Genomic DNA, 17,842 nt, shown 5'->3' on the forward strand with positions numbered 1-17,842 from the left:
GGAATAGATCATGAATATTGCCGAAGCCATGCTGAAGTATTTGAAAGAGACTGGAGTTGAATACGTATTCGGAATTCCGGCGGGAATTATCGGACCGATATACGATGCTTTGATTGATGTGGATATCAAACCGGTGATTACGAAAAATGAAGCCGGCGCCGCCTACATGGCTGCAAGATATGCCAGTACGACAGGCAGGCTTGCCGTCTGCGCCGGAGCGGGTGCGGTGGGCGTAGGGAACATGATGAACGGCATCGCCGACGCGATGCGGGCCAAAGCCCCGATGCTGATTGTCACGGGTTACGTCAACCGCTGGCAGATCGGCAAAGGCGCAATTCAGGAGATGGATGCCCAGCACATCGTCAGACCGATTACAAAATACAGTAACACGGTGATGGATGAAGCTGATGTGCTTGCCGAGCTGGACAAAGCGGTCCGTATCGCACTGACGCCGCCTTTTGGACCGGTACATATTTCGGTGCCGATTGATGTGCAGCGAAGCGAAGCTCCTCTACCGCTCCCGGCGGCACCTCAAGTCTTTGAACTGGCACGTCCGGCCTACGATACGGCAAAGCTTGATCAGGCCGTTTCTGTGATCGATGGAGAAACCCGGGGATTGATTATGGTAGGCCGCGGCGGAAGATTCGTTGCCGAAGAGATCATGGCGCTTAGCGAACGACTGCAGTGGCCGATTATCACCACCCCTTCTGCCAAAGGAATGATTCCGGCTGAGTTCCCGCTGAATCTCGGCAATTATGGATTTTCGAGTACCGATGCTGCCAGTGATTACGTGGCTTCGGCTGACGCCACCTGCCTGCTGATCTTGGGGACAAGCCTTGGTGAAGCATCGACTTGCAATTTCAACGACGTGCTGGTAAATGGCCGCAAGGTGATTCATGTCGACCGGGATGCCGACGAACTAGGCAAAGTGTTTCCTACAGATGTTCCGATCCATGGAGATTTGAGAGATGTGCTTCCTGCACTGCTCGCTAAAGTACGGACTTCGGCCGGAACTTTTGTCAAACCGCTGCCGCTGAACACGCCGTATGAGAAGAATCACACCGGCCTGTCTCTGCGCCTCTTCCTCGAGAAGCTCAGCAAGGTGATGCCGAAGGAGACCCGTTACGTCTGCGATATCGGCGAGTTTACCAACTTTGTAGTGAAATACCTGGAAGTCCCTGAAGGCGGGGATTTCGAAATCAACCTGAATTATGGTGCCATGGGTTCGGCGATGGCCGGAGGCCCTGGCGTATACCTGGGAGATTCCAAACGCCCGGTGGCGGTTATCGCCGGGGACGGGTCCTTTTTCATGAACGGGACGGAAGTGCTGACTGCCAAGGAATACAAGCTGCCGGTCATTTATTTCATTATTAATAACGCAATGCTTTCTTATGTAGAGCGGGGCCAGAAATTCCTGTTCAACCGGACGATGCCGGATTACAAGCAGGAACGCATTTCCGTAGCGGACATGATGCGGGTTGCAGGAATTCGCGGGCTTTCGATAGACAGTCTTGAGGATATGGATGAAATTCCGGGCTTTATCCGGGAGATGACCGGTCCTTGCATCATTGAAGTGAATACGGACGGCAGTGAGCCGGCGCCGATTCTCGATCGTTTGAAAGCACTGAAGAAATAGCAAGTTCACTTAAGCAACTATAACTTAATCGTGTTGGAGGAATATACTTATGGGAAGTTTTTCGATCAATGTGGATAAGAATACTAAAATTTTTTATGCTGAAGTGGAAGGAACCTTCTCTCCGGAGGATGGAATGAAATCTCTTAACGCTTATAAAGAAGCGGTTTCTTCCATTACGGTGCCTGAATACGCTATCGATATTGACTGCACCAAGCTGAATGTATCCGCACCGGATGCCCTTCCGCTTCTGGAAGCCAATTTCCAACAATTTAAAAATGACGGTTTCCATCAAGTTACCTTCCGCATTGCGAAGAACCCAATTCTAAAGATGCAGCTGTCCCGTGTAGCACGTATGGTTCAAATGGATAAATACGAAATCATCGAACAATAAACGACGAGGAGGATGCCTCATGAGCGGCGTGCAAATCAGGGAAATTGCGATGTACCATCCTGCCAATGAAGTAGGGAACGACTATTATATTCAGTATTTTGCCGAAAAAGGTACGGATGTTACGAATTTGGTGAACGGTCTTGGCCGCAACAAACGGTTTGTCATCGACAACCGGGAAGAGAACTCCTATACGATGGCTCTGGAAGCCTCCAGAGCAGTATTAGAGAAAGCCGGCCTGCAGGCAGCGGATGTCGATCTGATTATTTTCACTTCCCAAACACCTGAATATTTGCTGCCAAGCAATGCGCTGAAGCTGCATCATTCGCTGGGCGGGGATCTGAATACGGCCTGCTTCGACATTAATGCCAACTGTGCTGGTATGCTGGTCGCCATTGAGCAGGCCTCCCGTTACATGACCTCCAATCCTCGGATCGAACGAGCTTTGGTCGTAGGGGCCGATTATTTGTCTATCCATACGCCGGATGAACCTGTTTATCATTCCAATGTTGGCGAAGCGGCTGTAGCGGTTATTTTGGAGCCGGCTGAAGATACCCGGGGATTCATCGATTCGGTGTACCAAACGGATACGTCGGTGATCGACAACTCCAAATTCCCGGCTTACGGGCTGTCGAATTTGTACCGTGAGGAGTATACGGCAAAGGATGCCCAGCTGCAGTTCGTACCGTTTGACGATGCGGTTTGCGCCGCTTCGGCCATCGATTCCATCAAGGTTTTGCTGAGCCGCAACGAAGTGGATAAAGACGAAATCGCCGCTTTCATGTTCTCCCAGTTCACACCGGGCAACATCAAACGGGTTTCGGAAGGTCTCGATATCCATTCGGACAAGGTCGTTTATATCGGCGATCAATTTGGTTATACGCTGTCTACCAGCCCGCTGCTAGCCCTACATCAAGCCATCCAGGCCGGAAAGGTTAAACGCGGCGATTATGTCGTGCTGTGGACCGTCGGCGCAGGCTGGCAGAATGTAAGTTTGCTGCTGCAGTATTAGTTTTGAGCCTTTCTGAATAGGGAAGAGGAAGAAGAGTTAGGCCTGACAAGGCATAGAAGCACCGGACTTTGGTCCGGTGTTTTTCTATTTTTAAAGGGGAATTCATGTCGCAAGTTGTAGAAAATACGAAAAAACAGTCGAATATTTCTTCGAGCCATAGTATATTAGTGAATGTAATAGAAGTTAAATCAATATGAATCGATATGAATACTTTCTAATAAATATATCCTATAGTGAATCCCTGTCTTGTCGAAACCGGGCAGCATGCAACAGCCAGACTTACATACCTTGGAGGAATTGTTATGGGAAGCTTTAGTATTGAGCTGCTTAAGGCAGCTAAAACGATGAAGGTTCAGGTGGAGGGCATTTTCTCTCCGGAGGACGGTAAAGCTTCCATTGAAGCTTATCATCGGCATATCGCGGACATCCATGTTCCGGACTACGTGATCGACCTGGACTGCAGCAAGCTGGAGGTCTCGGCGCCGGAATCGCTGCCGCATTTGGGGCACTGCTTTGAGCTGTACAAAAATGACGGCTTCAAAAAAATTATCTTTCGAATTTCTAACAACCCGATTCTCAGAATGCAGCTGAGCAGCATAGCGAGAACGACTAATCTGACCAACTTCGAGTTTATTGAAATGCCGGCAGAACCGCGCAGAATCGAATCTGAATATCCATCGGCATTAAACTTTTAACCCTCACCGGCCTGCGATCCCGATCGATATGCTGGTGGCTGGAATGACCTGCGGGTCAAAAACAGACGAGTACCGCTTCTATATTGGGCTTTAAGCCAATGTGGGCGGTATTTTTTTAGTCATTAAATACCGATAAATATCATTAAATACTAACCACAAAATTGAAAACAACAAACAGCCTCCCTTTATCGTTAAAGGGAGGCCGCTGTAACGCTGCTATAAATGCTGCAAATAAGATCGTTCTGACACTGGTCTTTTACCGGCTTCCCGAGGCGGAACCGGCACAGGCCAGCAGTGAACCTTTCCAATCGTTATAAGTTCTCCAGGCCTCGCCGCTGTCGAGCAGGCTTTTACAGATATAAAGGCCTTCCTCAATCGAGCCAGCTTTCCCGGCTATTTGCAGCCTCACAGCGGCATTTAGCAGCGTCTGATTGTAAAAAGCCATATGTCCGCCGCCCTGAAGGACCTCTTCAGCTGTCTGAAGCTGCAGAGAAGCCGACCATTCCAGCTCCGGAACAGGCGTATCAAGGCCCATCGCCTCCGGATCGATCACGTCCATGGTAGAAGTCCCGTTCCCGGCGGCATAAATGCGAGTGGCCCGGTCGATGAACAAATCATCAGAGCCTTCCTGTCCTTGAATGATCAAGGCACTCTTGTAGCCTAATTTGATCACTAAACGCGAAATCCGGTCAAATACGGTGTTGTGGTAGATTCCAAATGTTAAATAGGGTGAAGTTCCGTAATCCACCAGCTTCTCGGCTGTATTGAAGATGGTGCGCATATCGAGCTCCTCGCGTATAGGACGCAGCGAGGCGAGCATGGGGGACCACTTATCGGCATTTGCATACAGAACGCCGCTAAGGCGGGCCGCGGTGATGAAAGCTTCCGGAGACAACCGATCGGCATGGATACCCGCTGCTGCCAGAATGTCCTGCAGGGTGACGCCCCATTTTGGCGGCAAAGGAGCGGTGCCGTGCAGCGTAACGGGGAGCCCGGCAGCTGAAAGCACGAAGGCAGCAGGAAAGGTAGAAACAAAAGATGACTTTCGTCCATCATAAGGCCCGGCACAATCCAGATTCTCTGGGAAAACGGCTTCCCGCCGGGCATGTTTCCGGCAGGCATGGACGAAGGCCTCCAATTCCGGAAGAGATTCAAGTTTAATTCGCTCGGCAGCCAGGAAAGCTCCGGTTTGAGCCGGGGTTGAATCGGCATTCAGGATCGCTTCGGCTGCATGGAAGGCGTCTTCGTAGCTTAAATCTCTTGCTCCGCGTTTGCCCCGCGCGACTTCTTTCAAATGATTGATCATCAGGTAAGCGCCCTCCTCTTATGGTTTATGCAGCAGCTGATAAGCTTTGACAATCGAGGTCGCCACATCGACCATACGCTTGCGTTCGTTCATTGCCTGTTTGCGCAAGTATTCATAAGCTTCTGATTCAGAAATATTCCTCGTCTTGGAGAGGATGGATTTGGCCATGTCAATCCATTTTCGCTCTTCGAGCCTTGAAAGAAGCTGTTCCCGTTCTTTCTTCCATTGCTGCCCGGCAAAAAACTGTCTGGCGCTGAAGTGTAAAGCCCAGTGAATTTCCGCCGGTACCATGGAAGACGAAAGCAGGCCATCAGCTGTAAAATCATCCTCGCAGGCTGCCGCAGACAGATCCGAGGTGATTTCCGAGCACCACCAAAGCACGGGCAGGAGCTTGTTTGTTAACAGCTCTTTACGCCAGTCTGAATATTCCGAAATCGGGGTAACCAGGATAACAGCATCTGCGTCAGGCAGCTTCCGCAGCGCTTCATCCAAACTCTCTGCAGCCGTCACCTGATAGCCGCTCCGAAGCAGCAGCGTTTCGGCGGAAGCAGCTTCAGAGGAGAGGAGACGGTTCTTGTCTGAAAGGGATAACCGGCTTCTGATGACCAATAGGGAGTGCATGGTTCGGGACTCCTTTTGTTTAATTATGTAACATTATATAACATGGAATAGTGTTGTCTAGCTGATTTTAAATAAAAAAATTTTATATGTCAGAAATATTGACGTAGCGACCTCGTGCATGTATAGTTTTGCTATAAATAACTTGCACGGATACAATGGCGTATTCGTTACTTGAGGCAACGAAGCCTGTTTCATTCCCGGGAAAGCATGATGCTGTCCTGCGGGGTGATGCAGGCTTTTTCTGTTTATCTAAACGAAGGAGCGTGGAGTGGATGAAAGAGAGACAGAGGCTGGTCATGGTAGGGAATGGGATGGCCGGACTGCGAATGCTGGAGCATCTGCTCAAGCTGGCGCCGGAACGATACGAAATTACCATCTTCGGGGCAGAACCCCATCCGAATTATAACAGAATTATGCTTTCATCGGTGCTCGCCGGCGGTGCAGACATGAATGAAATTATCCTGAATGACCTCAACTGGTATGAGGAACATCAAATCACGCTGCATAGGGGACATACGGTGAACCGGATCGATACGGCCGGGAAAAAGGTAGTTTCCGATCAAGGTGTGGAAGCCGCCTACGATGTGCTGGTATTTGCCACCGGCTCGAACCCGTTTATGCTCCCTCTTCCCGGCGCGGACAAGGAAGGCGTCATTGCTTTCCGGAGCATTCAGGACTGCGAGACGATGATCGAAGCTTCCAAAACATACCGTAAAGCCGCGGTAATCGGAGGCGGGCTGCTTGGGCTTGAGGCGGCGAGAGGGCTGCTGAACCTGGGGATGGAGGTTTCTGTCGTCCATATCCATCCATATTTAATGGAAAGACAGCTGGACGAGACGGCTTCGCGTATGCTGCAGCGTGAGCTGGAACAGCAGGGCATGAAATTTCTGTTCTCCAAACATTCGGAGGCGATTCTGGGCAGGGGACGCGCCAAGACACTGGCTTTTACGGACGGAGAGCGGCTCGACGCTGATCTTGTGGTGATGGCTGTAGGCATCCGGCCTAACGTTGAACTGGCGAAACACGCCGGACTTCAGGTGAACCGGGGCATTGTCGTAAACGACTATATGGAAACGAGCGTTCCAGGCATCTATGCGCTGGGCGAATGCGCGGAGCATCGGGGAATCGCTTATGGTCTCGTTGCCCCGTTATATGAACAGGGGGCAGTTTTGGCCAAACGCCTTGCGGGCGTGAATACTGAAGGCTACGCAGGGTCAGTGACCTCGACGAAACTCAAAGTATCCGGCGTAGATGTGTTTTCGGCCGGCAGCTTTAAGGAGCAGGATGGCTCGCGGGTTCTTAGATACCAGGATGAGCTGGAGGGAACGTACAAGAAGCTGGTCATTCAGGGCGACAGGCTGGTGGGAGCGGTTTTGTTCGGAGATACGTCGGACGGAGCCGAGTTGTTCTCTTTAATGAAGAAAGGCGAATCGATCCAGGGCCGGGAAAAAGAACTGCTGTTAGGCGTTCCTGCAGACGCCTTATCCAAGGGAACGGGCGGCGGCAGGCTTGAAGCCATGCCGGAGGATGAAATCGTCTGCGGCTGCAACGGGGTCTCCAAAGGCACGATTATGCAGGCCATTCATGAGAAGGGCTGCACCAGTGTAAGTCAGATCAAGGCGTGCACGAAAGCCTCCGGCTCCTGCGGCGGCTGCAAACCTGAGGTCGAAGGGCTGCTTCAGATTTATGCCGGGGAAGCGGCCGTCAGTGTGAAGGAAGGGATTTGCAGCTGCACGCCGATGAACCGGGATGAAATCGTCGCCGAGATCAAACGGATGCGCCTCATGACGGTTAAGGAAGTGATCCATGTGCTCGGCTGGGAAACCGAAGAAGGCTGTACGAAATGCCGGCCTGCGCTGAACTATTACCTGGGCATGCTTTGGCCGGATGAATATGTGGATGAAAAAGAATCGAGAATTACCAACGAACGGTACCATGCCAACATCCAGAAGGACGGCACTTATTCGGTAGTCCCGCGCATTTACGGAGGGGTTACCTCTCCCTCGGAGCTTAAGAAAATTGCCGAGGTGGCTGAGCAGTTTGAGGTGCCGATGGTCAAATTTACCGGCGGGCAGCGGCTTGACTTGTTGGGCATCAAGAAGGAGAATCTGCCGAAGATTTGGGAGGCGCTGGATATGCCTTCCGGCCATGCTTACGGCAAAACGCTGCGCACGGTCAAAACCTGCGTCGGCAATACATTTTGCCGTTTCGGCACTCAGGACGCCATCGGGATGGGCATCCGGCTGGAACGGGAGTTTGAGCGGCTTAACGCTCCCGCCAAAGTCAAACTAGCCGTCTCCGGCTGCCCGCGAAATTGTGCCGAAGCTACGATTAAAGATTTTGGCATCGTAGCGATCGACGGCGGCTGGGAGCTGCATGTCGGCGGCAACGGCGGCGTGCATGTGCGGGCAACCGACCTGCTGTGCGTCGTCAAGACGGAGGATGAGGTCGTCGAATGGGCCTCGGCTTTTCTGCAGTATTACCGGGAAAATGCAAACTGGAATGAACGCACCTCTACCTGGGTCGAACGCGTAGGATTGGACAGCATCAAACAAGCGCTTGAAAGCGGGGAAGCCAGAGCGGCCCTGCAGGCCCGAATCCGCGCCGTTCTGGACAAGACAACGGATCCATGGAAACAGATCGTGAACGAACCCGAGCTCCGCAAAAACTTCGAACCGCTGGCCGGTGAAGAAGTGGGCCGGACAGGGCTATAACCCAAAATAGACTGATGACAAGAAACAGATTCCTAGATGATAGGGGAAGGGGGCTACTTGATTATGGAGACGGTAAAAATGCTGGTCGGATCAGTGGCGGAAATCGATCCGAAAGGATCAAGGCTTGTACGGGTCAACGACATGGAAATTGCTTTGTTCCGGTTGTCCGACGGCGAAATTTTGGCGGTGGAGAACAAATGCCCGCATAAGGGCGGGGTTCTCTCGGAGGGCATGGTCTGCGGCCGGATGGTTCATTGTCCTCTGCACGACTGGCGGATCGATCTGCGCAGCGGGGCCGTGCAGGAGCCTGACACGGGCTGCGTGGCGACGTTTCCTGTAGAGGTGGACCCGGAACAGGGACTGGTATTTCTACGGGTTTCCACCGGAGTGCCGTCATGAGCGCCGGCCGGGTTTCCATTGTCGGAGCTGGCCCAGGAGATCCGGAATTGATTACGCTCAAAGCGGTTCGCCGGATCGGGGAAGGGGACGTTATTTTATATGACAGGCTGGTGAACCGGGAACTGCTGCATTATGCCAAACCCGAAGCGATTATGATTTATTGCGGCAAGGCGCCCGGCAAACATACTTTTTCTCAAGAGCAAATTCAATCGTTGATGGAGCAATACGCCTTGTCCGGAAAACACGTCGTCCGTTTAAAAGGCGGGGACCCGCTTATATTCGGACGAGGGGGAGAAGAAGCGCTGGCCATGGCGGCAGCCGGCATTCCTTACGAAATCATTCCCGGGATCACCTCGGCTTTGGGCGCTGCGTCTTCCGGTGAAATCCCTTTGACGCATCGCGGGTTATCCGCCTCCTGCGCCTTTGTCACTGGGAGCCGGTCCGTGAGCGGAGAACATCCGGTACGGTGGGATCTGCTGGCCGGAGCCGTGGATACGCTGGTCATCTATATGGGGATAGCGGAGCTTTCGGAAATCCGCAGCCAGCTGCTGAAGAACGGGAAGGCGCCCGGCACGCCCGCTGCGATCATCGAGCGGGGGACGACGGACCGGCAGCGGATAATAACGGGCACGCTTGACCGCATAGACAAACTGGCGGCCGCTATGCAAGCCGAAAACCCGGCGCTGATCGTTATCGGCGAAGTGGTGAATGTCCGCTCCGAGCTGCTTGAGCTGGAAGCCGGTATGATGGATCAAACCAGTTCAGCGTAGAAGAACAGGGAAGGGTGCAGAAGGAGACTCGTGCCAGCCGGAGTCTAGTGATAGACGACGATTAAGGAGGAGAGCAGACCTGTGAAGGCTGCTCTTTTTTTATTTTTCAAACCGGTCAACACGGCTATTCTTTAAAAAACGGCTCTTCGAGCTCCCGCAGCATGTTGTGCAAATGCCGGTTGGCGGTTTGGGGATCGGCTTGCAGCAGCTCCTCAAGCAGCTCTATATTCGTCCACAAGAACGGAAAAACGAGCTGATACAGCAGATTCAGAACGCTCTCCTCCTCATTTGCTAAAGGCCTTTGTTCTCGGTAAGTCCGGACGAACAAACGGAGCAGGTCGTGGCGGCATTCCTCCGGTAGTCCCGGCTCCAGGTCCATAATAAAACAGATAAAAATGCCTTCCGTGACGAGATCGTTCACCAGCTTCTCATCTCCGGCAATATTAAAATCAATAACGGCCCGAATCGAGCCGTCCTTATTCAACATCACATTGTTGGTAGAAAAGTCGCCCTGCACCGCAAAGGATGGAAGCTGCGGCCAGACACGCTTTAATTCGTTTCGTTTGGTGATATACAACTGCTTGATTCTCTCATAAAGAAGAACATCGATTTTATTAAACCCGTCCTTATCCGGCAGCCCCAGGAATTGGTTCCCTCCGCGGCTGATATCCGAGCGGGGATCAAACAAATCCCAAATGGTTCCGTGGTTCAGGCGGCAGTTATGCCGGGCGGAAATCTTATGCATATTGGCCATTAGAACAGCAAGCTCCCGGACATATCGGGGATTTATGCAGGGCAGTTCCCGCTGACCCTCCTGATCTTCAATCGTGACCGCACATTCAATGCCGTTTAAGGCAAGAACCTTGCAATACCGGTGATCCGGCAGAGGATGCCTTTTAGGGACGGGAATTCCGTTTGCCCTTAATGTTTCGCTGAATTCGCTTTGCCGGTTCATTAGTTCAGCCGGGTGCTCGGCTTCTTTAATGATTTTAATGACATAGGTTTGTCCGGTATCGATTTGGACGGCTACGATAATTCGGATTCGAGGTTGGCCGTCTGCCTTTCTTTGGTCCTCATGGAGGATAAAATAATGCTGAACAGAGGACGGAAGCCGGTACAAATCAAGCAAGCTTGCAAATAGCGGGACAGATAACCCGATCATAAAGCCTCCTTTACAAAAATTGGATAACAGGAATGTTTCCATTATTTTATGACTTCATAGGGGGGATCTGCAAGCGGTCATTTAGCCGCTTTAAGAGAAAGATAATTTTTGCTCTCTTTTCATATAACACGTGTTATAATCGGATTGGGTCACACGAATAGCTTACATACCGGAAACTCCGGGAGTGTATTTTTATGCTTAGCAGGATTTATTTTCTTTAATAGATTTCGTATGAAAAAGGCGAGGTGCAGGAAAGATGCTTTTTACTTTGGAGAAATTGGAACGCCGTATCAACGAACTGGCCGGGCTCCGCTACCGGGAGCCTTTGAAGCTGGAAACGCTGCGGATCGTTCCGGGGGACTTATCTTATGATGACGCAGTTAAGCAAGCGGGCGATTATCCGGTCGTACGGATCGGGGACCGCTGGGGCGGGAGAGATGTTTATGCCTGGTTTGTGGCGGAACTAAACTTTCCAGAGAGCTGGAAAGGGCAGGACATCGTAGGACTAATCAAGCTCGGTGAAACCGGCGGAGGCAACTGCAGCGGGTATGAAAGCCAGGTTTTCTGGAACGGGGAAGCGCTGCAGGCGCTTGACCGGAACCATGGAGAGCTGTTTGTTCCGGCCGCTTCGGTGGAGTCAGGACAGGCGCTGCTGGCCATCCGGGCCTGGAGCGGGCTGACCGCCCCGAACGGCGACCATGTGCCTTTTGATCACCGTGTCGACCGGCTGGAATTCGCTGTGCTGGACGGAGCGGTGGACGACCTGTATTACACAGCGCTGCATATGCTGCAGACAGTGAAGGTGCTGGACGACCGGGTGCTGGAGAAGCAGGCGATGATCGCCGCGCTGGACAAGGCTTTTGCCTGCATCGACTGGAGCGTGAAGGGTTCGGACATTTTCTACCGCTCCGCGGCGGAGGCCAGACAGCTGCTGCATGAAGAGTTGGCGGTCATTCCGCGTGGACCGCGCCCGCAGATTACGGCGGTGGGCCACTGCCATATCGACGTGGCCTGGCTGTGGCGCCTGAAACATACGCGGGAGAAATCGGGCCGTTCCTTTTCCACGGTGCTGCAGCTGATGGACCGCTTCCCGGAACATGTATTCATTCAGTCCCAGCCGCAGCTTTACGCTTATTTAAAGGAAGATTTTCCGGAGCTGTATGCCAAGATCAAACAACGCGTGCAGGAAGGCAAATGGGAAGCGACCGGCGGCATGTGGCTGGAATCGGACTGCAACATTCCGTCCGGCGAGTCCCTGGTGCGCCAGCTGCTGGTCGGCAAACGGTTTTTCCGGGAGGAGTTTGGCGTAGATAACAAGGTGCTTTGGCTGCCGGACGTGTTCGGCTACAGCTGGGCCCTGCCGCAGATTCTGAAGAAAAGCGGCATCGATTATTTTATGACGACCAAAATCAGCTGGAGCCAATTCAACCGCTTCCCTTACGACACCTTTACCTGGCGCGGCATTGACGGCACGGAGCTGCTGACGCATTACATCACGACGCCGGACAGCGACGGAAGCTGGTATTACACCTATAACGGCAACGTGACCGGTTCCTCGGTTCAGGGGCTGTGGGACAATTACCGGCAGAAGGATATCAACGACAAGCTGCTGCTTGCTTATGGCTGGGGGGACGGTGGCGGCGGGCCAACCCGCGACATGATCGAAGCGGTGCGGCGGTATGAAGATATGCCAGCTGCTCCCCAGGTGAAACCGGGCGGGGCGGAAACCTTTTTCAAGGAGCTTGAAGAAAGTGTCCGGGACGAGCAGCGGCTGCATTTATGGGACGGCGAGCTTTACCTGGAATACCACCGGGGAACATACACGTCGCAGGCCTATAACAAAAAAATGAACCGCCGCATGGAGCAGCTTCTCCATCAGGCTGAATTTTTAAATACTTTGGCTTACGTGTTGAATCCGGCCCACCGGTATCCGGCCGCCGAGCTGGGCGGCGTTTGGCAGACGGTGCTGCGCAACCAGTTCCATGACATCATCCCGGGTTCCTCGATCCGCGAGGTGTATGAGGACAGCCGGGTGGAATATGAGGAAGCGCAGCAGTCCGTTCTGAAGCTGATGACCGAAGGCATCGAAGGGCTTCATCCGTCGGAATCCGAAACCGCAGGGACGGGTTCAGGTTCTAATTCAGGTTCTGCTTCGGCAGCCGGACAGCGGATGGTCCGCGTCTTTAACGGATTGGGCTGGCAGCGTTCATTTACGGCTGACGTAGTTCTTGAGGACGGCGAGGATACCGGAAACGCGGAGGATTGGAGCTGGTATTCGGCAGACGGCGAACTTTTGGAGAGCCAGGTTCAGGCTCAGGCTGAGGCCGGTTCCGGCAAGACCGTTTCGGTCAGCGTCAGAAACGTTCCGGCTTACGGGTATACGACCCTGTACGGGCGGAAGGAAACGCCAGCTGCGGCTGCAGAGCCTGCGGTGAACACGGATTGGGCAATTACAGAGGGAGCGGTTGAAACGCCGTTTTACAGCATCCGTCTGAACGAGGCCGGCCAGCTGGTTTCGCTGCTGGATAAGCGGGCCTTACGTGAGGTGCTCAAACCGGGCGAACCGGCCAACGTGCTGCAGGTGTTTGAAGATAAGCCGATGAACTTTGACGCTTGGGATATCGATATTTTTTACCAGGAGAAAATGAAGGTCATAGACGATCTGCAAGAGATCAAGGTGCTGGAGGAAGGCCCGCTGCGGGGAGTGCTGCTTCTGAAATACCGGTACCTGAATTCCGAGATTACGCAAAAAATGACCGTCTACCGGGACAACCCGCGCATCGACTTTGTGACGGAAGCAGACTGGCATGAGCATCAGCAGCTGCTTAAAGCGGCGTTTCCGGTGGACATTCGCTCTACCAAAGCGACCTATGAAATCCAATTCGGCAACGTAGAGCGGCCGACCCATTGGAACACGAGCTGGGATTATGCCCGGTTTGAGTCGGTGGCGCAGCGCTGGGTGGATTTGTCCGAAGGCGGTTATGGCGTCAGCCTGCTGAACGACTGCAAATACGGCCATGATATCCGCGGCCATGTCATCCGGCTCAGCCTGATCAAATCGGCGACATGGCCGGACGGCTCAGCCGATCAGGGGCATCATGCCTTTACGTATTCGCTGCTTCCGCACAGCGGCGGCTGGCTGGAAGGCGGTACGCAGCAGGCGGCCTGCGAATTAAACCAGCCGCTTGCGGCCGTGGGTCTGGAAGCGGGCCAAACGGCAGGTCCGGCCGAGCTTGGCATGCTGGACATCAATCTGCCGAATGTGCTGATCGATACGGTCAAGAAAGCTGAAGACAGCTCGGCGCTGATCGTCCGCCTGTACGAATTCGGCGGCAGCCGCGGAACGGCGCGCCTTACGCTGGCTTCCAAGCTTGGCGGCATCCTGCGGGCCGAGGAAACCGATCTGCTGGAGGAGAATCCGGAGGCGCTGAAGGTAACGGGGCAATCGGTGGAGTTGTTTTTCAAACCTTACGAAATCAAAACGCTGCGTATTACGCTGTAGCATATGGGCGGGTAAACGGGCGAGCAACGATAGTAAACGACTGAACGACCGAATGACCAAACGAGCGGCGAACAAACCGACCGACTGAACACATGAACAACGAACACATGAACATACGAACAATGAACACACAGCAATACAACACACCCTTGATAAGGGTAAGGGCATCCAATTCCGCTTAACGGGTTTGATGCCCTTGTTTTTTTTTTTTTGTTGTTTTTCCCTATTCCAGATAGGAGGCAAGGTTCTCCTCCAGCAGATTCCGCATCCGCTCGCGCAGTTCCTGAGGCTCAAGCACCTGCACATCGGGCCCGTATCCCAGCAGCCTGCGAGACAGATAACGGAATTCCGAGGGAGGCACGGACCCGATCCACTCGCCGTCATGAAGCGGCTGAAAAAGCGGTTCATCCGCAGCCAGCCTGGCTCCAAATTCCGTAAACCGCAGGACGACCTTTACGCCGGGCCTTTCGTCTGCAGCGCTGATCCATTCCTTCAGCGTGGGGAGCTTCGCTGCAGCAGCGGAATTGCCATCCGGGACAGGGAAAGGCTCCAGCGCCTCCAGCTCCAGCACCCGGTCTACCCGGTATAACAGCACCCGTTCATTCGCCAAAGCGGGCATATACCACCGCTGGTTGTCGTAATAAATGCCCAGCGGATAAGCTTGTTTGGCCTCGTGGCGGCCGGCAGGCGAAGCATAGAGGAAACGCAGCTTCCTCCGTTCCAGCGCGGCGCTCAGGATTTCGGTCGTAAAAGGGGAAGGCGGCGTGTCCCGTAAAGCGGGAAAACTCAGATGGTCCTGCAGCCGGTCGATCCGCTCCTGCACATCCCGGGGCAGTTCCGCGAAATACTGCAAAGCGAGATGCTCCCGCACGGCGGAATAAGGGAAATCCTTGATCTGCTCCAGCAGCCGGAGCATCAGAAATAATCCCAAAGCTTCCGTCAGGTTCAGCTGGAGGGGAGGCAAAATCCGGTTGGGCAGCACCCGGTAACCTCCATGCGGGCCGGTTTCGGTATATAGAGGGAAACCGGCCCGCTGCAGATGATCGAGATCCCGCTGAATCGTACGTACCGAAACCCCGAAACGTTCGGCCAGCTCGCGGGCGGTGATTTTGGTGCGGGAATCGAGCAGCCTCATGATCGCAAGACGGCGTTCATTCATGGCGGTTCCCCTTTCTTTTTATCTACGACAAGTTTTGTCATAAATACAGTTTATCATAAATCCAGATCAAGAAAGGAGTGAGTTTGGATGAATCAACAGGAAGTGGTTTTGTACGTGGCGATCAGCCTGGACGGTTATCTTGCCCGGGAGGACGGCTCCGTGGACTGGCTTGATCAAGTAGAGGGGGACGGAGGAGATAACGGGTACAGCGAGTTCTACCGGACGATCGGATCCCTTGTGATGGGACGGTCTACTTATGAAGTGGTTCTGCAACTGAGCGAGGAGTTCCTTTACGCCGGGAAGCCGGTCTATGTTTTTACTTCCGGGGCCGAAGGGATTACGCCGAACGAGCATGTAGTATTTACCGATGAATCGCTGGAGGTCGTGACGGAACGATTAAAAGCCGTTTCCGAAGGTGACATTTGGCTTGTCGGGGGCGGCAAGCTGGTGAAAGGATATCTGGAAGCCGATCTGATCGACCGCGTGGAGCTTGCCGTAATTCCGGAGGTTCTTGGCGCGGGAATTCCGTTATTCCCGAAAGGAGTGCCGGGTACTAAATTCCGTTTGACGGGGATTCGGCAGCTCGGACAAATCGCGATGTTGTCTTACCGGACCATCCGGGAGAACGGAGAGGATACGGCAAACCGTTGATCCGGAAAAGGGAAAGGAGTGCTGAACAAAGTAAGATCGGAGCAAGGCAGTTCAGACCAAAGCAGTCCTAAACAAAGCGGTTCAGAACACAGAGTGTGAGCCGACAGGAACTTTCTGGTGCCTATATTACCGAAAAGTGCATACTGTTAAGAGCTTCCATTCCGGTTAATAATAGAAGGGGACTTTACGTTTACCTAATGACTATATGATTAAATCCGGAGGGATTGTACCATGGACTTGCAGTTAACAGGAAAAACAGCGCTGGTTAGCGGTTCCACTTCAGGCATCGGCAAAGCGATTGCGACCGTTCTTGCATCTGAAGGTGCAAAAGTGCTCATTAACGGGCGTTCAGAGGATAAAGTGAACGAAGTGATTCAGGAGATTCAGAAGCAGGTTCCCGGGGCGGTTCTGGAGCCGGCAGCCGCCGATTTAGGAACGGAGGAAGGTTGCAGTCGAATGCTGTCGGCTTACCCTGAGGTGGACATTCTCGTAAACAACTTGGGGATCTTTGAGCCAAAGGAGTATTTCGATATTCCGGACGAAGACTGGCTCCGCTTCTTTGAGGTCAATATTATGAGCGGAGTACGTTTAACACGCCGTTATTTAAAAAGCATGATCGATTCCGGCGATGGCCGGGTCATCTTTATTGCCAGCGAAGCGGCGGTGATGCCGTCGCTCGAAATGGCGCATTACAGCGCGACCAAAACGATGCAGCTTTCATTGTCCCGCAGTCTGGCCGAGCTAACCAAAGGTACCCGGGTAACAGTCAATACCATCATGCCCGGCTCCACGCTGACCGAAGGCGTCGAAACGATGTTAAACACGCTGTATCCGCATGAGAATCTCAGTGTGGAGGAAGCGGAGAAGAAGTTCATGAAGGAGAACCGCCCGACTTCCATTATTCAGCGGCTGATCCGCCCGGAGGAAATTGCGAACCTAGTTGCTTTCGTCAGCAGCCCGCTGTCTTCCGCCATGAACGGGGCCGCGCTGCGCATAGACGGCGGGCTCGTTCGAAGTGTTTTTTAAAAGGCTTCATCCCGGTCTCCGGAGACAGTTTCGAAACGTTTTCAACTTTATATGTTTCAAAAAAGCAAAATCCCCCGGACTAATTAAAGTCTGGGGGATTTTGTTTGCGTGGCGTAATGCGCCGCTTCAACCTGCTTCCAACCTGCTAAGGCACTTAATGTCCTGAGTATTCTGGATGATTTACTTCACCGTAACCGTGCCGGAATACATATACATGCCGCAGTGAAATTCATAGTTACCCGGCTGAAGATTGTCCAGCGTGTAGTAGTTGTCCCCTTTCTTCAGGTAGACATTCATGTCCAGATCGAGGGAAGCAACGTCACGGATGCAGGAGATTCCCTTCTCTTTCTTGAAATTGAGCAGCACCGGGGTGCCGGCCTGGACTTCGATGTGATTGGGGAAAAATCCGTTCTTGCGCACATCGACGGTAACGATTTGAGACTGGGCACTCTGCGGAGTAGACTGGGCAAAAACGGCCATATCCGGCGGCTGCTCCGGCATATGATCCCGAATATAGAACAAAGCAAACCCTCCAAACAGAAAAGCAGTCAATACAACGGTCAGAAATGGCCACACAGCGGCTAATTTCTTCACTTCATTCATTCCCTTCCCACAAGATTCTCATTAGGGTAGTCGGACTTTATACTTTATTGTACGAGCCTGACGAGCCATATATGAGCACATTGAGCACATAAAGTTGTTTCCTTTCAAGTTTGCTCGTACTCTTTCTCACGCAAGCGTATCTCATGCAAATCTGGAAATTTTAGCTGGAGTGAAAAAAAACCTCAATATTTTGAGCCA

15 protein-coding genes are annotated in these 17,842 nt (G+C 52.9%); 10 read left to right on the forward strand and 5 right to left on the reverse strand.

Annotated features, from left to right (window positions below; all coding sequences use genetic code 11):
* The first annotated feature begins 10 nt into the window (after positions 1-10).
* From CBE73_RS19900 to CBE73_RS19915, 4 genes are all read left to right on the forward strand, one after another.
* Positions 11-1,636 carry a thiamine pyrophosphate-binding protein gene (locus CBE73_RS19900; RefSeq protein ID WP_094095722.1) on the forward strand — a complete coding sequence of 542 codons (1,626 nt, stop codon included), beginning with the start codon at positions 11-13 and terminating at the stop codon, positions 1,634-1,636.
* A gap of 49 nt (positions 1,637-1,685) precedes the next feature.
* Positions 1,686-2,027 (forward strand): hypothetical protein, encoded by a 342-nt coding sequence (locus CBE73_RS19905; RefSeq protein ID WP_094095723.1) that lies wholly within the window; start codon positions 1,686-1,688, stop codon positions 2,025-2,027.
* A 19-nt stretch (positions 2,028-2,046) separates the two neighbouring features.
* Positions 2,047-3,036, forward strand: coding sequence for a ketoacyl-ACP synthase III (locus CBE73_RS19910; protein ID WP_094095724.1), 990 nt, complete (start codon positions 2,047-2,049; stop codon positions 3,034-3,036).
* 302 nt (positions 3,037-3,338) lie between these two features.
* Positions 3,339-3,731: a hypothetical protein gene (locus CBE73_RS19915; RefSeq protein ID WP_094095725.1), complete on the forward strand. Its 393-nt coding sequence runs from the start codon at positions 3,339-3,341 to the stop codon at positions 3,729-3,731.
* Positions 3,732-3,987: 256 nt separating this feature from the next.
* Here the strand turns inward: CBE73_RS19915 and CBE73_RS19920 are convergent, their stop codons facing one another.
* On the reverse strand, positions 3,988-5,037 hold the full coding sequence (locus CBE73_RS19920) for an anthranilate phosphoribosyltransferase (protein ID WP_094095726.1): 1,050 nt from the start codon (positions 5,035-5,037) through the stop codon (positions 3,988-3,990).
* Between the two features lie 18 nt (positions 5,038-5,055).
* Positions 5,056-5,658: an ANTAR domain-containing response regulator gene (locus CBE73_RS19925; RefSeq protein ID WP_094095727.1), complete on the reverse strand. Its 603-nt coding sequence runs from the start codon at positions 5,656-5,658 to the stop codon at positions 5,056-5,058.
* 272 nt (positions 5,659-5,930) lie between these two features.
* Between CBE73_RS19925 and nirB the strand changes: the two genes are divergently transcribed.
* The 3 genes from nirB (at position 5,931) to cobA (ending at position 9,541) form a co-directional block, all read left to right on the forward strand.
* Positions 5,931-8,372, forward strand: coding sequence for a nitrite reductase large subunit NirB (gene nirB, locus CBE73_RS19930; RefSeq protein WP_094095728.1), 2,442 nt, complete (start codon positions 5,931-5,933; stop codon positions 8,370-8,372).
* Between the two features lie 63 nt (positions 8,373-8,435).
* The gene (nirD, locus tag CBE73_RS19935; protein ID WP_094095729.1) at positions 8,436-8,771 is read left to right on the forward strand and encodes a nitrite reductase small subunit NirD; all 336 of its coding nucleotides are present in this window, start codon (positions 8,436-8,438) and stop codon (positions 8,769-8,771) included.
* Positions 8,768-9,541 carry a uroporphyrinogen-III C-methyltransferase gene (gene cobA, locus CBE73_RS19940; protein ID WP_094095730.1) on the forward strand — a complete coding sequence of 258 codons (774 nt, stop codon included), beginning with the start codon at positions 8,768-8,770 and terminating at the stop codon, positions 9,539-9,541. The genes nirD and cobA overlap by 4 nt, the downstream gene beginning before the upstream one ends.
* A gap of 124 nt (positions 9,542-9,665) precedes the next feature.
* On the opposite strand, the gene CBE73_RS19945 is transcribed toward cobA, so the two are convergent.
* Positions 9,666-10,703 (reverse strand): phosphotransferase, encoded by a 1,038-nt coding sequence (locus CBE73_RS19945; protein WP_157739631.1) that lies wholly within the window; start codon positions 10,701-10,703, stop codon positions 9,666-9,668.
* A 256-nt stretch (positions 10,704-10,959) separates the two neighbouring features.
* Here CBE73_RS19945 and CBE73_RS19950 point away from each other — a divergent pair, with 256 nt between their 5' ends.
* A complete protein-coding gene (locus CBE73_RS19950) occupies positions 10,960-14,205 on the forward strand; it encodes an alpha-mannosidase (protein WP_094095732.1) in 3,246 nt (1,081 codons plus the stop codon).
* Between the two features lie 223 nt (positions 14,206-14,428).
* Here CBE73_RS19950 and CBE73_RS19955 read toward each other — a convergent pair whose 3' ends face one another.
* On the reverse strand, positions 14,429-15,364 hold the full coding sequence (locus CBE73_RS19955) for a helix-turn-helix transcriptional regulator (protein ID WP_094095733.1): 936 nt from the start codon (positions 15,362-15,364) through the stop codon (positions 14,429-14,431).
* 87 nt (positions 15,365-15,451) lie between these two features.
* On the opposite strand from CBE73_RS19955, the gene CBE73_RS19960 reads away from it, so the two are divergent.
* Together CBE73_RS19960 and CBE73_RS19965 are read left to right on the forward strand one after the other, a co-directional pair.
* Positions 15,452-16,015 carry a dihydrofolate reductase family protein gene (locus CBE73_RS19960; RefSeq protein ID WP_094095734.1) on the forward strand — a complete coding sequence of 188 codons (564 nt, stop codon included), beginning with the start codon at positions 15,452-15,454 and terminating at the stop codon, positions 16,013-16,015.
* Positions 16,016-16,246: 231 nt separating this feature from the next.
* Positions 16,247-17,041, forward strand: coding sequence for an SDR family NAD(P)-dependent oxidoreductase (locus CBE73_RS19965; RefSeq protein ID WP_094095735.1), 795 nt, complete (start codon positions 16,247-16,249; stop codon positions 17,039-17,041).
* A 180-nt stretch (positions 17,042-17,221) separates the two neighbouring features.
* On the opposite strand, the gene CBE73_RS19970 is transcribed toward CBE73_RS19965, so the two are convergent.
* On the reverse strand, positions 17,222-17,635 hold the full coding sequence (locus CBE73_RS19970; RefSeq protein WP_157739632.1) for a cupredoxin domain-containing protein: 414 nt from the start codon (positions 17,633-17,635) through the stop codon (positions 17,222-17,224).
* Positions 17,636-17,842: the final 207 nt, after the last annotated feature.

This window comes from Paenibacillus physcomitrellae (genome assembly GCF_002240225.1).
Classification (GTDB): Bacteria; Bacillota; Bacilli; order Paenibacillales; family Paenibacillaceae; genus Fontibacillus; species Fontibacillus physcomitrellae.

Excerpts from the sequence above, each read along its gene's own strand:
- CBE73_RS19900 (WP_094095722.1), top strand. The coding sequence starts at position 11 with ATGAATATTGCCGAAGCCATGCTGAAGTATTTGAAAGAGACTGGAGTT.
- CBE73_RS19905 (WP_094095723.1), top strand. The coding sequence starts at position 1,686 with ATGGGAAGTTTTTCGATCAATGTGGATAAGAATACTAAAATTTTTTAT.
- CBE73_RS19910 (WP_094095724.1), top strand. The coding sequence starts at position 2,047 with ATGAGCGGCGTGCAAATCAGGGAAATTGCGATGTACCATCCTGCCAAT.
- CBE73_RS19915 (WP_094095725.1), top strand. The coding sequence starts at position 3,339 with ATGGGAAGCTTTAGTATTGAGCTGCTTAAGGCAGCTAAAACGATGAAG.
- CBE73_RS19920 (WP_094095726.1), bottom strand. The coding sequence starts at position 5,037 with ATGATCAATCATTTGAAAGAAGTCGCGCGGGGCAAACGCGGAGCAAGA.
- CBE73_RS19925 (WP_094095727.1), bottom strand. The coding sequence starts at position 5,658 with ATGCACTCCCTATTGGTCATCAGAAGCCGGTTATCCCTTTCAGACAAG.
- nirB (WP_094095728.1), top strand. The coding sequence starts at position 5,931 with ATGAAAGAGAGACAGAGGCTGGTCATGGTAGGGAATGGGATGGCCGGA.
- nirD (WP_094095729.1), top strand. The coding sequence starts at position 8,436 with ATGGAGACGGTAAAAATGCTGGTCGGATCAGTGGCGGAAATCGATCCG.
- cobA (WP_094095730.1), top strand. The coding sequence starts at position 8,768 with ATGAGCGCCGGCCGGGTTTCCATTGTCGGAGCTGGCCCAGGAGATCCG.
- CBE73_RS19945 (WP_157739631.1), bottom strand. The coding sequence starts at position 10,703 with ATGATCGGGTTATCTGTCCCGCTATTTGCAAGCTTGCTTGATTTGTAC.
- CBE73_RS19950 (WP_094095732.1), top strand. The coding sequence starts at position 10,960 with ATGCTTTTTACTTTGGAGAAATTGGAACGCCGTATCAACGAACTGGCC.
- CBE73_RS19955 (WP_094095733.1), bottom strand. The coding sequence starts at position 15,364 with ATGAATGAACGCCGTCTTGCGATCATGAGGCTGCTCGATTCCCGCACC.
- CBE73_RS19960 (WP_094095734.1), top strand. The coding sequence starts at position 15,452 with ATGAATCAACAGGAAGTGGTTTTGTACGTGGCGATCAGCCTGGACGGT.
- CBE73_RS19965 (WP_094095735.1), top strand. The coding sequence starts at position 16,247 with ATGGACTTGCAGTTAACAGGAAAAACAGCGCTGGTTAGCGGTTCCACT.